The sequence below is a fragment of the Mycobacterium timonense genome (genome assembly GCF_025821985.1).
Taxonomy (GTDB): Bacteria; Actinomycetota; Actinomycetes; order Mycobacteriales; family Mycobacteriaceae; genus Mycobacterium; species Mycobacterium avium.
The window spans coordinates 24544-39616 of sequence record NZ_JACKSY010000023.1 but is presented as its reverse complement, the minus strand read 5'-3'; the positions used below and the strand labels follow the sequence as shown (position 1 = coordinate 39616).

Genomic DNA, 15073 nt, shown 5'->3' with positions numbered 1-15073 from the left:
CGCCAATTGCGGTGTGGCGACTGTCGATCGCTCACCGTGCGTTCGCGTCTCCGTACGGGTGCTGAGTGTCCTCGAGGAACATGCCGTGCCGGATGAGGCTGGTGACCGAGGCGTCCCAGCGCCGCAGCTGCTGCTCGGTGAAGAACGGTTTGCCCAGGTGGAGCTCGATGTACGGATGCAGAATTATGGCGCCGACGCGCAGGACGAGGATGTTGATCGCCGCCCAATCCGGGTCGAGGTCGAGCTGGGTGTTGCCCTGCGCCACGAATTGTTCGCCCTGGGTCGCACAGATTCTCAGCAGCCCGTCGAAGATGACGGACCCGAGTGCACCGCCCTCGGCGAGCGCGCGCCCGAGATACATCACGACGTCGGGGCGTTCGGCCATCAGCGTGGTCAGCCGGTGACCGGCCTCGTTGAGCCCGTCCTCGGGAGGCTCGGGCAGCATGGTCGGCTTCAATGCCTCGTCCAACACCTGGAGCACGTACTGATCGACCGCGGCCGTGAGCGCGGCCTTGGTGCGGAAGTGGTGCTGCACCAGCCCAATTGACACGTCTGCGGCCTCGGCGACCGCACGCAGCGGCGTGGCGGCGATGCCGCGCACGGCAAAACAACTCAGTGCCGCGTCCCGAATCCGTTCCTTGGGCGACGGTTGTGGAGGAGGGGGAGGCTCGTACGGAAACATTCGCGTGGGTTCCACGGTCCGACGATATCGTCGTATCGACCGACGATATGCGCGTATCGGCGCGCGATTCTGCCGGGAAGTTTCTCCGACGCCACCGGCGCTATCGCTTGCCGGTGTTGGACCGCTCGGCCGGGACCACCAGCGGAGCGCCGACGGCCGGGGACGACGTGGCGGGCAACGGGGTTCGCGGAATTCCGGGAGTGCCCAACGCCCCGGCCAGCCAGGGCAGCGCGGCCGCGAACGCGCGGTCCGCGAACGGCCAGTCGTGCCGACCGGGCTGCGGCACCACGGCGCAGTCGATGCCGTTGGCGCGGCCCAGCGCGCACAGCGAATAGGCGGCGGCGGTCTGGTTGCCGGGGTTAGCCGCGGCTTCGCGTGCCGCGAGCCGGATGGCGCCGCTGTCGCTGAGCTGGATGTCACGCCGGGGCGCGGGCGGGCCGTCCGAGGAGATCGCGAACCAGCCGGCCACGTCGCGGTACGGTCCGTGCCGGTTGATCACCGTGGTCGGATCGAATGCCGCCCAGGCGTCGGCGTTTCCGCCGAACAGCCGGGCGATGGTCTGCGCCTTGTTGCCCGCATTGGGGAAGAAGTCGCCGGCGACGTCGACGAACGCGCTGAACAGCTCCGGGTGCATGACGGTCAGATCCACCGCGCAGGTGCCGCCCATCGACCATCCCGCGACGCCCCAGTTGGACCGGTGCGGGCTGACCCCGAACGCCGAGATCATGAACGGCACAACATCTTTGGTGAGGTGGTCGGCGGCGTTGCCGCGGACCCCGTTGACGCACTCGGTGTCGTTGTTGAAGGCGCCGCCGGAGTCCACGAACACCAACACCGGCGCCTGGCCGTGGTGGGCGGCCGCGAAGTCGTCGATGGTCTTGACCGCGTTGCCCGCCCGGGTCCAGTCCGCCGGGGTGTTGAACTGACCGCCGATCATCATCACCGTCGGCAACGCCGGGGGCGGGGTGGTGGCGAACCATTCGGGCGGCAGGTAGACCAGCTCGCCGCGGTGTTTGAAGTGCGAGCCGTCCGACGGGATCGCCACCGGCACCACGGTGCCGTGCGGCGGCCGGATTCGACTGGCGGCCATGGCGGTAACGGTGGCCTGGTCGGTCTGGTCGGGCAGCGGGCCCGACGTCAGCTGACTCCACGCGGACTGCACGGTGGGGAAGTAGCCGACCCACAGGTTGAGCACCAGGGCCGCGCTGAGCAAGCACAGCGGAACAGCCAGCACCGCGGCGCCGCGCCGCCAGCGGCGCGCGGTTCGCCAGCCCAGCACCAGCACCGCCACCGCAGTCCCGGTCAGCATGACCCAGAGCCACAGCGCCGCCGGGGCGGGCTCGTCGGACAGCCCGCGGTCGACGATGTACCAGTGCGTCAGGTAGGCCACGGCGGCGCCGGCCAGCGCGGCCACCGGCACCCACACCGTCCGCCAGCGGCGCGACCGCCAGCCGACCGCCAACGTCAGCACGACACCGGCCAGCACCTGGACCGTCATCGGCACCCAGCCATGCATCAGCGAGGTGTGGCTAAACGCCAGGAACTGTGCGGGTGCACCGTTCGGGGAGTCTGTCACGTGAGTCATTGTGATCTATTGTTAACCGGCCTGGAACGTATTCACCGAATGTTCGCCCCGGATTGGCCGAGTGTCGGATGGCCTCCGCTAATGCGGCTTGGCCAGCGGAAACGGCAAGGTTTCGCGGATGCTGCGGCCCGTTATGAGCATGACGAGGCGATCGACGCCCATGCCCAGCCCGCCCGTCGGCGGCATCGCGTACTCCATCGCCTGCAGGAAGTCCTCGTCGAGTTCCATCGCCTCGGGATCCCCGCCGGCAGCTAACAGCGACTGCTCCTGCAGGCGGCGGCGCTGCTCCACCGGATCGGTCAGCTCGCTGTAGGCGGTGGCCAGTTCGACACCCCAGGCCACCAGGTCCCACCGCTCCGCGACCCCGGGCCGGCTGCGGTGCGGCCGGGTCAGCGGTGACACAGAGGTGGGGAAGTCGACGTAGAACGTCGGCTCCTCGGTCCGGTCCTCGACCAGGTGCTCGTAGAGCTCGAGCACCACCGCGCCGGCGTCCCAGTGCGCGCGGTAGGGGATGCGCGCCGCGTCGGACAGTTTGCGCAGGGTGGACAGCGACGTGCCGGGGTCGACCTGCTCGCCGAGCGCCTCGGACACCGCGTCGTGCACGGTCTTGACCGCCCAGATCCCGGAGATGTCGACCGGTTGCAGCCGGCCGTCGGCGCCGGGCCGCAGCACGGTCTGCTCGCCGTGCGCGGCCTGGGCGGCGTTCTGGATCAGCTCGCGGCACCCGTCGATCCACACCCGATAGTCGGCGTGCGCCTGGTAGGCCTCCAGCAGGGTGAATTCCGGGTTGTGGCTGAAGTCGACCCCCTCGTTGCGGAACGCCCGGCCCAACTCGAAGACGCGCTCCACGCCGCCGACGCACAGCCGCTTCAGATACAGCTCCGGCGCGATGCGCAGGAACAGGTCCATGTCGTAGGTGTTGATGTGCGTGACGAACGGTCGGGCGGTGGCGCCGCCGTGGATCTGCTGCAGGATCGGGGTCTCGACCTCGATGAATCCCTTGGCGAACAGGGTCTGCCGGACCGAGCGCAGCACCTCGCTGCGCGCCGCGATCAACTCCCGCGACTCGGGGTTGACCGCCAGGTCGACGTAGCGGGTTCGCACCCGGGCCTCCGGATCGGTGAGCCCCTTCCACTTATTGGGCAATGGCCGCAAGCACTTACCGATCATCCGCCAGTCGGTGACGATCAGCGACCGGGTGCCTTTCTTGGAGAACCCCATCTGACCGGACACCTCGACCAGGTCGCCGAGATCGATGGCCGCGGTGAAGTCGGCCGTGCGGCCCCGCTCCAGACGCGAATTGTCTAGCAGCACTTGCATTTCCCCCGACCAGTCCCGCAGCTGGGCGAACAGCACCCCACCGAAGTCGCGGATCCGCAGGATCCGGCCGGCGACGGTGATGTCCTGCTGGTCGTCGGCGTCCAGCGCCTGCGCGACGGTGTGGCTGGGCGGACAGCCCACCGGATAGGCGTCAACACCGTTGCGCTGCAACACCTTCAGCTTGGCCAGGCGCACCCTAACCTGCTCGGGCAGCCGCGAGCGCGCCTCCTCGGCGTCGGTGCGCTCCGGGCGCAGCCCGCTCACGTCCGGTGCCGAGCCGTCGTGGTGCAGCAGGCCCGACTGCGCCAGCCGGGCCGGCACGGCGGGGTGGTGGCCGGTGTGCACCTTGTCGCGCCGGCTGAACGGCAACACCAGGAAGCCCTCGGCGATCACCGACGCGACGCCGACCCGGGGGATCAGCCGGGCATCCTCGTAGCAGGCGTAGCGCGGAACCCAATCGGGTTGGTACTTCATGTTCGAGCGGTACAGGGTCTCCAGCTGCCACCACCGGGAGAAGAACAGCAGCAACCCCCGCCACAGCCGCGCGACCGGGCCGGCGCCCAGCTGGGCGCCCTGTTCGAACGCCGACCGAAACATCGCGAAGTTCAGCGAAATGCGGGTGATACCAAGGCTTTCAGCATTCAACGCCAGCTCGCTGACCATCAGCTCGATGGTGCCGTTGGGTGAACTCGGCGACCGGCGCATCAAGTCCAGCGACACACCGGTGGTGCCCCACGGGACCAGCGACAGCATCGCGACCACGCTGCCGTCCCGGTCGATGGCCTCCACCAGCAGGCAGTCCCCGTCGGCCGGGTCACCGAGTCGGCCCAGCGCCATGGAGAAGCCGCGCTCGGTCTGGGTGTCACGCCAGGCGTCGGCGCGGGCGATGGTGTCGGCCATCGCCTCGGGGGAGATGTCGCGGTGCCGGCGGATCCGCACCGTCAACCCGGCGCGGCGGGCCCGGGTCACCGCCTGGCGGACGCCGCGCATGTCCGGGCCGGACAGCTTGAACTCGGAGGTGCGCAGGATGGCCTCGTCACCCAGCTCGAGCGCGTTGAGGCCGGCCTCGCGATAGGTCCGAGCCCCCTGCGTGCTGGCGCCCATCACGCCGGGCGCCCAGCCGTAGGTCTGGCACAGGCCCAGCCAGGCGTCGACCGCCTGCGGCCAGGCGCGGGGATCGCCGATCGGGTCGCCGCTGGCCAAACAGACCCCGATCTCGACCCGGTAGGTGATGGCGGCGCGTCCGCTCTGGGCGAAGACCACCGACTTGTCGCGGCGGGTGGCGAAGTAGCCCAGCGAGTCGTTCTTGCCGTACAACTCCAGCAGTCCGCGGATGGCCGACTCGTCCTCACCGGTCAGCGCGTTCTCCGCGCGCTGGGATTGAAAGAGCACGATGGTCGCCATGATCAGCGCGAGCGCGCCGAACAACCCGAAGATCGCGTTGAGGAACACGTGCGGGCGGCCGGTGAACAGGTCCGGGTCGGCCAGCGCGAAGCCGACCACCCGGTTGACCACGTAGGGCAGCCGGTCCTGGCGGGCCAGGGTGCCGGGGAACAACTCGACCAGGCCCCACGACACCAGGATGCCCACCACGTCCCCGGCGACCAGCACCGCGGCCGCCTTGACCAACGCGCCCTTGCGGACCTTGGCCCAGAACTCCCGATACGCCAGCACCAGCAGGACGATCGCGACGATGTGGACGGCGAAACCCAGGTTCTCGCCGAAGATCTCGGCCGCGGTGTTGTCACCGGCGGCGATGTCGGCGACGTTGAGGGCGGCGGCCAGGATCATGTTGCCCAGCAACAGCAGCCAGGCGATCCGCTTGCGTGCCGTCAGCGCCGCCGCCAGCAGGGCCAGCACGAACGACCAGGCGATGCTGGTGTCGGGGAAGTTGAACAGGTAGTCGTTGATGAACTCGCGCGGGACCTTGATCAGGTACCGGATCAGCGGGGACACGCTGCCCAGCAGCGACACCGTGGCGATCACACCCACGGTCCACCCGGCGGCCGCCGGCACCCAGCGATACCGCGAGGTCGACCGGTTTGCAGGCCCCAACCGCGGCCCCGAACGAGGACCCGAACCAGACCTCGAACCAGGAGATGCGAGTGTCACAGACCGCGAGGATATGCCCTCTATCCGTGAAAAGCTTGTCGAAGCGCTAAGAGTGGCCGGCACGAATTTCGCGGTGTTTTCCCGGCCGGATCGACGCCCGCGCCGGCCCGGTCGGGCGGCCGAAGTGCTAAAAGCCTCCTCAACACTGCTAAACTGACGGCTGCGACCAGCCCGGCGCAAGCCGGGAACAGTAAGTGGAGTCCCACTCCCACCGCGGGCCGACGAGATCCTGAGCGGATTCTCCCAGGTCCGGCGGTCCGGTCACAGGCATCGCGAATGCCTGTTCCGCGGCTACCGCGGGCGGCTCGAGCACCGCTCAGCCGGGATCGGTCGGCATTGGGCCCTGCTTGTGCAGGGCCTTTTTGCTAGTGGTGTGGTGTCTCCGCCGCTGCTTCCCGGACCACCCGGTCACCGGTCGTCACGCAGGATATTCGCCAGGACATATAGAAGCCCAACAAGGGAGGCCCCATCAGCACTGAGACCCGCGTCAACGAGCGCATCCGCGTACCTGAAGTCCGGTTGATCGGCCCAGGGGGAGAGCAGGTAGGCATAGTGCGCATCGAAGACGCACTGCGCGTCGCCGCGGACGCCGATCTCGACCTTGTCGAAGTCGCCCCGAACGCCAGACCACCGGTCTGCAAGATCATGGACTACGGCAAGTTCAAATACGAAGCGGCGCAAAAGGCGCGCGAATCCCGCCGGAACCAGCAGCAGACCGTCGTCAAGGAACAAAAGCTGCGACCCAAGATCGACGATCACGACTACGAGACCAAAAAGGGTCACGTCATCCGCTTCCTGGAAGCGGGATCGAAGGTGAAGGTGACCATCATGTTCCGCGGACGTGAGCAGTCGCGGCCCGAGCTGGGCTACCGATTGCTGCAGCGGCTGGGCGCCGACGTCGCCGAATACGGTTTCGTCGAGACGTCCGCCAAGCAGGACGGCCGCAACATGACGATGGTGCTGGCACCGCATCGCGGCGCGAAGACTCGCGCCAGGGCGCGGCATCCCGAGGGCCCCGGCGGCGCGGCATCGGACTCCGATGCGGCCGCGGACGCCGAACCCTCGTCGAGCTGACCCACCGCCCGACCACGACAGTCCTTACCGAACAGAGGAAACATGCCCAAAGCCAAGACCCACAGCGGGGCTTCAAAGCGGTTCCGGCGCACCGGAACCGGCAAGATCGTCCGGCAGAAGACCAACCGCCGGCATCTGCTCGAACACAAGCCGACCACCCGCACCCGGCGGCTGGAAGGCCGCACCACGGTGTCGGCCAACGACACCAAGCGGGTCAACAGCCTGCTGAACGGCTGACCCCCGCGCCGGCCAGACCCGTCCGTGAGCTGGCACGGCACCTCCGACCGAATGACGTTTGAACGAGAGTAGGAACACCCCATGGCACGCGTGAAGCGGGCGGTCAACGCCCACAAGAAGAGGCGCAGCATCCTGAAGGCCTCGAAGGGCTATCGCGGCCAGCGATCCCGGCTCTACCGCAAAGCCAAAGAGCAGCAACTGCATTCGCTGAACTACGCCTACCGCGACCGTCGCGCGCGCAAGGGCGAGTTCCGCAAGCTGTGGATCTCGCGGATCAACGCCGCGGCGCGCGCCAACGACATCACCTACAACCGGCTGATCCAGGGCCTCAAGGCCGCCGGCGTGGAGGTGGACCGCAAGAACCTCGCCGACATCGCGATCGCCGACCCGGCCGCCTTCACCGCGCTGGTCGACGTCGCCCGGGCGGCGCTGCCCGAGGACGTCAACGCCCCGTCGGACTCCGGAGAAGCGGCCTAACCGACCCGGCGACGACGGGGACGCCGCAGGGTGCTGACCGAACGTTCGGGCAGGGTCGCCGCGGCGGCCAAACTGCACCGCCACGTCGGCCGGCGCCGGGCCGCCCGGTTCCTGGCCGAGGGCCCCAACCTGGTCGAGGCGGCCGCGGGCCGCGGCCTGGTCCGCGACGTCTTCGTCACCGAAGCCGCGCAGCAGCGGTATGCGCCGCTGCTGGCGGCGCTGGACTGCCCGGTCCATCTGATCACCGAGCGCGCCGCCAAGGCGCTCTCCGACACCGTCACCCCGGCCGGGCTGGTCGCGGTGTGCGACCTGCCGGCCACCGGCCTGCGCGACGTGCTGGCCGGGTCGCCGCGGCTCATCGCGGTCGCGGTCCAGATCAGCGAGCCGGGCAACGCCGGCACCCTGATTCGGCTGTCCGACGCCATGGGCGCGGCCGGCGTGCTGCTGGCCGGCCACAGCGTCGACCCGTACAACGGCAAATGCCTGCGCGCATCGGCCGGCAGCATCTTCTCCGTCCCGGTGGTCGCCGCGCCGGACCTGCGCGAGGCCGTCGCCGCGGTGCGCGAGGCCGGCCTGCAGCTGCTGGCCACCACCGTGGACGGCGAGGTGCGCCTGGATCGGGCGGGTGAACTGCTGGCCAAGCCGACGGCCTGGCTGTTCGGCCCCGAATCACACGGTCTGCCAAGCGAAGTCGCGGCGGCGGCCGATCACCGGGTGCGCATCCCGATGGCCGGCGGCGCGGAGAGCCTGAACGTGGCCTCGGCCGCGGCGATCTGCCTCTACCAGAGCGCGCGGGCGCTGGAGCTGTTCATGCGGCCCTGACCGGTCGTTTCGGCCGGCCTCGCCCGGCGCGCAGGCCGGCCAGCGACAACGTGGTGTGCACCAGCGATCCGGCGCGTTCCATCAGCGCCCGCGCGGGCTGCAAGGCCGGGTCGAACGGCAACCTGGGTGGCGGCGGGAAGTAGTGCATCGGCAGTCCGCGCCGGTCCCGCGGCGGCGCCATGAACGGCGGGGCCTCCACCAGCGGCGCGTCGCTGGGCAGCCGTCCCTGTTCGCGCCGGTAGGCGGCCAGCGCCCGCGGGTGCAGCCGGATCTCGTCGGGCACCGCCAGGAAGGCCAGTTCGACGATCTTGCCGAACAGGCGCAACAGCACTTCGTCGCCCGGCGTCCAGTGCATGCCGGCCTTCTCGCGCACCGCGGGCTCGAACAACCCGGCCGCGATCCAGCGCTGGCCGGCCACCAGCGGCCGGAACAGCTGGTCCCACAGCGGGGTCGGCATCAACACGAACTTCGGTTTGGGGATGCGCATCCGGAAGATGTCCAGCGTCGCCTGGTTGATCTCGAGGACCTCGCGGCCGGTGCGCTCCCAGTACTCCTGGAATTCCTCCCACGACTTGGGCACCGGGCGCATGCTCATCCCGTACATCCGGTACCACTGCACGTGCTCGTCGAACAGCTGCCGCTTCTCGGCCTCGGTCAGGCCGCCGCAGAAGTACTCGGCCACCTTGATGATGAGCATGAAAAACGTGGCGTGCGCCCAGTAGAAGGTGTCCGGGTTGAGCGCGTGGTACCGGCGCCCCGAGGCGTCGGTCCCCTTGATGGTGTGGTGGTAGCTGGTGATCTGCCGGCCGGTCTGCGGCGCCCGGTCGCCGTCGTAGACCACACCCATGATCGGGTAGACCGACCGGGCCACCCGCTGCAGCGGCTCGCGCAGCAGGATCGAATGCTCTTGCACGCCGGCGCCGAGTTCGGGATACATGTTCTGGATGGCGCCGATCCACACGCCCATCATTCCGGTGCGCAGATCGCCAAAGTACTTCCAGGTCAGGGAATCTGGTCCGAGCGGATCAGCGGCTGTGGTCGATCTGCCAGTCATCGCGGCCTCCTGCGCCAGTTGCGCTCACGATAACTTTTGACAACGCGTGTTGTCTACGATTTCGGTGCCGTGTCCGGGGAGTGTTATCGGGGTTCCACGCCGGTGTGCCGCCTCCGTGATCGAGGCCCGTCATCAACACCGTGCGAATGCGAGCTGCGACACATGCGACGCGGCCGTCGTTGCCTGGCGTCGACGAAAGCAAATAACCTGGCCAGGTGGAACTCGCGCGTCGCGATCTGGATCCGGGCGAGCCCGAGGAATCCGCGGCGGCGCAGTCGGCTTCGCGACGCACCGCACTGTCGGTGCACAACGCGACCCAGTGGCTGCACAACCGAAACCACAGCCCCGGGGCGGTGGCCCTGGTCCGGCGTGCGCGCCGGTTGCTGCCGGGCGACCCCGACTTCGGCGATCCGCTGTCCACCGCCGGCGACGGCGGCCCGCGCGCCGCGGCCCGCGCGGCCGACCGGCTACTGGGGGACCGCGACGCGGTGTCGCGTGAGGTCAGCCTCGGGGTGCTGCAGGTGTGGCAGGCGCTGACCGAGGGCATCTCGCGTCGTCCGGCCAATCCGGAGGTGACGTTGGTCTTCACCGACCTGGTCGGGTTCTCCACCTGGTCGTTGCAGGCGGGCGACGACGCCGCCCTGGCGCTGCTGCGCCAGGTGGCCCGCGCCGTCGAACCACCGCTGCTGGACGCCGGCGGGCACATCGTCAAGCGGATGGGCGACGGGCTGATGGCCGTGTTCGGCGATCCGACCGTCGCCGTGCGGGCCGTGCTGGCCGCCAAGGAGGCGCTGAGATCGGTCGAGGTGGCCGGCTACACACCGCGGATGCGGGTCGGCATCCACACCGGCCGCCCGCAGCGGCTGGCCTCGGATTGGCTGGGTGTGGATGTGAACATCGCCGCACGGGTTATGGAACGGGCCACCAAGGGTGGAATCATGGTGTCGAGTTCCACGTTGGACCACATACCGCAAAGCGAGTTGGACGCGTTGGGCGTCGAGGCCAAACGCACCCGCAAACCGGTTTTCGGACCCAAGCCCGCCGGCATGCCCGCCGACTTGGCGATATATCGCCTCAAGACTCTTAAGGAGTTGTCAGCCTCCGATGACACGGACGAGACGAAACCGCAGCCATAATGGGTGCCAATGATTGGGGGCATCGTGTCCCGGCTGGCCCGGGTCCAATTCACCGTGGGGTATGCGGCGCTGCTGCTGGCCATCAGCTGCGCCATCTTGGTGCTCGGCCCGCAGGCGCATGACGTCATCGTGCAGCGCGCCAGCACCAACCTGCACAACCTGTCGCACGGCCACCTGGGCACGCTGCTGGGCAGCGCGCTGGTCGTCGACGCCGGACCGCTCTACTTCTGGCTGCCCTTTCTGACCTGTCTGCTGGCGCTGGCGGAGCTGCACCTGCGCACCATCCGGCTGGTGGTGGCGTTTCTGGTCGGCCACATCGGCGCGACGCTGCTGGTGGCCGCCGCGCTGGCAGCGTCGGTCGAGTTCGGCTGGCTGCCCGTGTCGATCACCCGGGCCAGTGACGTGGGGATGAGCTACGGCGCGCTGGCGGTGCTGGGCGCGATGACGGCGGTGATCCCGGCGCGCTGGCGGGCCGCCTGGGTCGGCTGGTGGGTGGCGGCGGGCATCGCCTCGGCGATCGTCGGCGGCGACTTCACCGATGCCGGTCACACCGTCGCGGTGATCCTGGGCGTGCTGGTGTCGGCGCGGTTCCGCCAGCCGATCCACTGGACGCCGGCGCGCTACCTGATGCTGGCGGCGTCCTCGGGCTTCGGCTTTTTGATGCTGGCCCACCATTGGGGAACCATGGCGGCCACGCCGGTGTTCGGTCTGCTGGGCGCCGCCGTGGCCTACGCGGCGGCCAAGGCGTACACCGGCCGCGGCCTGGCGGTCACCCCGCTCGACGGCGACGACCCGCTGACCGGCCCGCAGCCGGCCGTAGCCGGCTGACGACCGTCGCCGCGGCGGCACGCAGCGCATCACTATGATCAGCACTCGACCCGTGCCGCGCGGAATCACCATCGTGCCCAGCCCGGCGACGATGCGGTTCGCGTAGCGACCGAGGAGGAGCCGGGCGAATCGAACCCAGCGCGGCGCCGATGCGGGCAGCCCGTAGAGCCTCGTCAGCAAGGAGAGTGTCGCCGCGTGGGTGATCAACCCGTGGACCTGTCGGAAACAGCGTTGGCCGAGGCGGTCGGCGCCGCCCGGCAGGCCTTCGCCCGGGCCGGCGACCTCGACGCGTTGGCGCGCCTAAAGACCGAGCACCTCGGTGACCGGGCGCCGCTGGCCCTGGCCCGCCAGGCGCTCGGCGGCGTCCCCAAGGACCAGCGCGCCGACGCGGGCAAGCGGGTCAACGCCGCACGCGCGCAGGCCCAGCAGGCCTACGACGAACGCCTGGCCGAGTTGCGCGCCGAACGCGACGCCGCGGTGCTGGTCGCCGAACGCATCGACGTCACCCTGCCGTCGACCCGGCAGCCGGTCGGCGCCCGGCATCCCATCACGATCCTGGCCGAACACATCGCCGACACCTTCATCGCGATGGGCTGGGAACTGGCCGAGGGGCCCGAGGTGGAAGCCGAGCAGTTCAACTTCGACGCGCTCAACTTCCCCGCCGACCACCCGGCGCGCAGCGAACAGGACACCTTCTACATCGCGCCGGAGGGTTCCCGGCAGCTGTTGCGCACCCACACCTCGCCGGTGCAGGTGCGCACGCTGCTCGCCCGCGAGCTGCCGGTCTACGTCATCTCGATCGGGCGCACCTTCCGCACCGACGAACTCGATGCCACCCACACCCCGGTCTTCCACCAGGTCGAGGGCCTGGCCGTGGACCGCGGCCTGTCCATGGCGCACCTGCGCGGAACGCTGGACGCGTTCGCGCGAGCCGAATTCGGCCCGCAGGCGCGGACCCGGATCCGGCCGCACTTCTTCCCGTTCACCGAACCCTCCGCCGAGGTGGACGTGTGGTTCGTCGGCAAGAAGGGCGGCGCCGGCTGGGTGGAGTGGGGCGGCTGCGGAATGGTGCATCCAAATGTGTTGCGGGCCGCCGGAATCGACCCGGACGTCTACTCCGGGTTCGCATTCGGAATGGGCCTGGAGCGAACCCTGCAGTTCCGCAACGGGATTCCGGACATGCGTGACATGGTCGAGGGCGACATGCGGTTCTCGCTGCCGTTCGGGGTGGGCGCCTGATGCGCGTTCCGTACAGCTGGTTGCGCGAGGTCGTGGCCGCCGGGGCGCCGGACTGGGACGTCGCCCCCGCCGAGCTGGAACAGACCCTGATCCGCATCGGCCACGAGGTCGAAGAGGTCATCGAGCTGGGGCCGGTGGACGGCCCGCTGACCGTCGGCCGGGTCACCGACATCGAAGAGCTGACCGGCTTCAAGAAGCCGATCCAGTTCTGCCATGTCGACGTCGGCGACGACGTTGACCGTGAAATCGTCTGCGGCGCAACAAATTTCGTAGCAGGGGACCTGGTGGTGGTGGCGTTGCCCGGCACCACGCTGCCGGGCGGGTTCGCCATCACCGCGCGCAAAACCTACGGCCGCAATTCGGACGGAATGATCTGCTCGGCGGCCGAACTCGGCCTGGGCGCCGACCATTCCGGGATCCTGGTGCTGCCGCCGGGCACCGCCGAACCGGGCGCCGACGGCGCCGCGGTGCTGGGACTCGACGACGTGATCTTCCACCTGGCGATCACCCCCGACCGCGGCTACTGCATGTCGTTGCGCGGCCTGGCGCGCGAGATCGCCTGCGCCTACGACCTGGAATTCGTCGACCCCGCGGATGTCAAGCCGCTGCCGGTCGACGGCGAGGCCTGGCCGCTGACGGTGCAGCCCGACACCGGGGTGCGGCGGTTCGCGCTGCGCCCGGTCACCGGCATCGACCCGGCGGCGGTATCGCCGTGGTGGCTGCAGCGCCGGCTGTTGCTGTCGGGCATCCGCGCCACCTCGCCGGCGGTCGATGTGACCAACTACGTGATGCTCGAGCTCGGCCACCCCATGCACGCCCACGACCGCAACCGGATCAGCGGCGGGCTCGGCGTGCGCTTCGCCCGGCCCGGCGAGACCGTCGTCACCCTCGACGACATCGAGCGCAAGCTCGAACCCGTCGACGTCCTGATCGTCGACGACGCGGCGACCGCGGCGATCGGCGGCGTGATGGGCGCGGCCAGCACCGAGGTGCGCGCCGATTCCACCGACGTGCTGCTCGAGGCCGCGGTGTGGGACCCGGCCGCGGTGTCGCGCACCCAGCGCAGGTTGCACCTGCCCAGCGAAGCCGCCCGCCGCTACGAGCGCGGGGTGGATCCGGCGATCTCGGTGGCCGCGCTGGACCGGTGCGCCGCGCTGCTCGCCGGCATCGCCGGCGGCACGGTGTCGGAGGCGTTGACCGATTGGCGCGGCGAGCCGGCGTGCGACGGCTGGTCACCGCCGGCCATCCAGATGCCCGCCGACCTGCCCGACCGCCTCGCCGGGGTCACCTACCCGCCGGGCACCGCGGCCAAGCGGCTCGCCCAGATCGGCGCCGCGGTCACCGCCGACGGCGGCACGTTGACGGTGGTCCCGCCCAGCTGGCGGCCCGACCTGCTGCAGCCGGCCGACCTGGTCGAGGAGGTGCTGCGGCTGGAGGGCCTCGAGGTGATCGGATCGGTGCTGCCGTCGGCGCCGGCCGGCCGCGGCCTGTCCGCCGCGCAGCGCCGCCGCCGCGCCATCGGGCGGTCGCTGGCCCAGTCCGGTTACGTCGAGATCCTGCCCACCCCGTTCCTGCCGGCGGGCGTGTTCGACGTGTGGGGACTGCCGGACGACGACCCGCGGCGCGTCACCACCCAGGTACTCAACCCGCTGGAGTCCGACCGCCCGCATCTGGCCACCACGCTGCTGCCCGCACTGCTGGAAGCCTTGGTGCGCAACGTGTCTCGCGGCCTGGTCGACGTCTCCCTCTACGCGCTGGCGCAGGTGGTGCAGCCGACAGCGGAAACCCGTGCGGTGCAGTTCATTCCGGTCGACCGCCGGCCCACCGACGCCGAGATCGCGGTCCTGGACGCGTCGTTGCCGCGGCAACCCCAGCACGTCGCCGCGGTGCTGACCGGCCTGCGCGAACAACGCGGCCCGTGGGGGCCGGGCCGTCGCGCCGAGGCCGCCGACGCGTTCGAGGCGGTGCGCGTCATCGCCCGGGCCGCCGGCGTGGACGTGCGGTTGCGCGCCGCGCAGCAGCTGCCGTGGCATCCGGGCCGATGCGCCGAGGTGCTCGTCGGCGACACCCCGGTGGGGTACGCCGGCCAGCTGCATCCGGCGGTGGTCGAACGCGCCGGCCTGCCCAGGGGCACCTGCGCGCTGGAACTCGACCTGGACGCGATACCCCTCGTCGCGACGCTGCCCGCCCCCCGCGTCTCGCCGTTCCCGGCGGTGTTTCAGGACGTCAGCCTGGTGGTGGCCGCCGACGTGCCGGCCCAGGCGGTGGCCGACGCCGTCCGCGAGGGCGCCGGGGACCTGCTGGAAGACCTGCAGTTGTTCGATGTTTTCACCGGGCCGCAGCTCGGCGAGCACCGCAAGTCGCTGACCTTCGCACTGCGGTTCCGTGCGCCGGACCGGACCCTGACCGAGGATGACGCCACCGCGGCCCGCGACGCCGCGGTGCGCCGGGCCGCCGAGGCGGTCGGCGCCGAGCTGCGCACCTAGATGGAATGGATTTGCAAAGTA

Annotated in this window: 12 protein-coding genes; 8 read left to right on the top strand and 4 right to left on the bottom strand. The window is 70.1% G+C overall.

Translation table 11 applies throughout. The features are described 5' to 3' along the window. Positions 1-31 precede the first annotated feature (31 nt). The 3 genes from H7I87_RS07400 to lysX all read right to left on the bottom strand — a co-directional run bounded on the left by H7I87_RS07400 (position 32) and on the right by lysX (position 5714). Positions 32-697: a TetR/AcrR family transcriptional regulator gene (locus H7I87_RS07400; protein WP_024637283.1), complete on the bottom strand. Its 666-nt coding sequence runs from the start codon at positions 695-697 to the stop codon at positions 32-34. Positions 698-782: 85 nt separating this feature from the next. After that, a complete protein-coding gene (locus tag H7I87_RS07395) occupies positions 783-2267 on the bottom strand; it encodes an alpha/beta hydrolase (protein ID WP_023861755.1) in 1485 nt (494 codons plus the stop codon). A 78-nt stretch (positions 2268-2345) separates the two neighbouring features. After that, positions 2346-5714, bottom strand: coding sequence for a bifunctional lysylphosphatidylglycerol synthetase/lysine--tRNA ligase LysX (gene lysX / locus H7I87_RS07390; RefSeq protein ID WP_372453792.1), 3369 nt, complete (start codon positions 5712-5714; stop codon positions 2346-2348). A gap of 453 nt (positions 5715-6167) precedes the next feature. Between lysX and infC the strand changes: the two genes are divergently transcribed. The 4 genes from infC to H7I87_RS07370 all read left to right on the top strand — a co-directional run bounded on the left by infC (position 6168) and on the right by H7I87_RS07370 (position 8309). After that, on the top strand, positions 6168-6773 hold the full coding sequence (infC, locus tag H7I87_RS07385) for a translation initiation factor IF-3 (RefSeq protein ID WP_075362228.1): 606 nt from the start codon (positions 6168-6170) through the stop codon (positions 6771-6773). A gap of 42 nt (positions 6774-6815) precedes the next feature. Then, on the top strand, positions 6816-7010 hold the full coding sequence (rpmI, locus tag H7I87_RS07380; protein WP_003876267.1) for a 50S ribosomal protein L35: 195 nt from the start codon (positions 6816-6818) through the stop codon (positions 7008-7010). Positions 7011-7091: 81 nt separating this feature from the next. Then, complete coding sequence (gene rplT, locus H7I87_RS07375) at positions 7092-7487, top strand: 50S ribosomal protein L20 (protein ID WP_003876268.1); 396 nt, start codon at positions 7092-7094, stop codon at positions 7485-7487. A 30-nt stretch (positions 7488-7517) separates the two neighbouring features. Beyond that, positions 7518-8309: a TrmH family RNA methyltransferase gene (locus tag H7I87_RS07370; RefSeq protein WP_009977312.1), complete on the top strand. Its 792-nt coding sequence runs from the start codon at positions 7518-7520 to the stop codon at positions 8307-8309. Here the strand turns inward: H7I87_RS07370 and H7I87_RS07365 are convergent. After that, the gene (locus H7I87_RS07365; protein WP_009977310.1) at positions 8296-9363 is read right to left on the bottom strand and encodes an oxygenase MpaB family protein; all 1068 of its coding nucleotides are present in this window, start codon (positions 9361-9363) and stop codon (positions 8296-8298) included. The genes H7I87_RS07370 and H7I87_RS07365 overlap by 14 nt on opposite strands. 215 nt (positions 9364-9578) lie before the next feature. On the opposite strand from H7I87_RS07365, the gene H7I87_RS07360 reads away from it, so the two are divergent. The 4 genes from H7I87_RS07360 (at position 9579) to pheT (ending at position 15052) form a co-directional block, all read left to right on the top strand. Then, entirely contained in the window at positions 9579-10499 is a 921-nt protein-coding gene (locus tag H7I87_RS07360; protein ID WP_003876271.1) for an adenylate/guanylate cyclase domain-containing protein, read from the top strand. A 9-nt stretch (positions 10500-10508) separates the two neighbouring features. Continuing rightward, positions 10509-11327, top strand: a complete 819-nt coding sequence (locus H7I87_RS07355; protein ID WP_009977306.1) for a rhomboid-like protein — start codon at positions 10509-10511, stop codon at positions 11325-11327. Between the two features lie 195 nt (positions 11328-11522). Further along, entirely contained in the window at positions 11523-12566 is a 1044-nt protein-coding gene (pheS, locus tag H7I87_RS07350; RefSeq protein ID WP_009977305.1) for a phenylalanine--tRNA ligase subunit alpha, read from the top strand. Beyond that, positions 12566-15052, top strand: a complete 2487-nt coding sequence (gene pheT / locus H7I87_RS07345) for a phenylalanine--tRNA ligase subunit beta (protein WP_011725269.1) — start codon at positions 12566-12568, stop codon at positions 15050-15052. The genes pheS and pheT overlap by 1 nt, the downstream gene beginning before the upstream one ends. Positions 15053-15073 lie beyond the last annotated feature (21 nt).

What these genes read in the sequence shown, in the direction of transcription:
- rplT (WP_003876268.1), top strand. Translation starts at nt 7,092, where the DNA reads ATGGCACGCGTGAAGCGGGCGGTCAACGCCCACAAGAAGAGGCGCAGC.
- H7I87_RS07355 (WP_009977306.1), top strand. Translation starts at nt 10,509, where the DNA reads ATGATTGGGGGCATCGTGTCCCGGCTGGCCCGGGTCCAATTCACCGTG.
- pheT (WP_011725269.1), top strand. Translation starts at nt 12,566, where the DNA reads ATGCGCGTTCCGTACAGCTGGTTGCGCGAGGTCGTGGCCGCCGGGGCG.
- H7I87_RS07365 (WP_009977310.1), bottom strand. Translation starts at nt 9,363, where the DNA reads ATGACTGGCAGATCGACCACAGCCGCTGATCCGCTCGGACCAGATTCC.
- H7I87_RS07395 (WP_023861755.1), bottom strand. Translation starts at nt 2,267, where the DNA reads ATGACTCACGTGACAGACTCCCCGAACGGTGCACCCGCACAGTTCCTG.
- rpmI (WP_003876267.1), top strand. Translation starts at nt 6,816, where the DNA reads ATGCCCAAAGCCAAGACCCACAGCGGGGCTTCAAAGCGGTTCCGGCGC.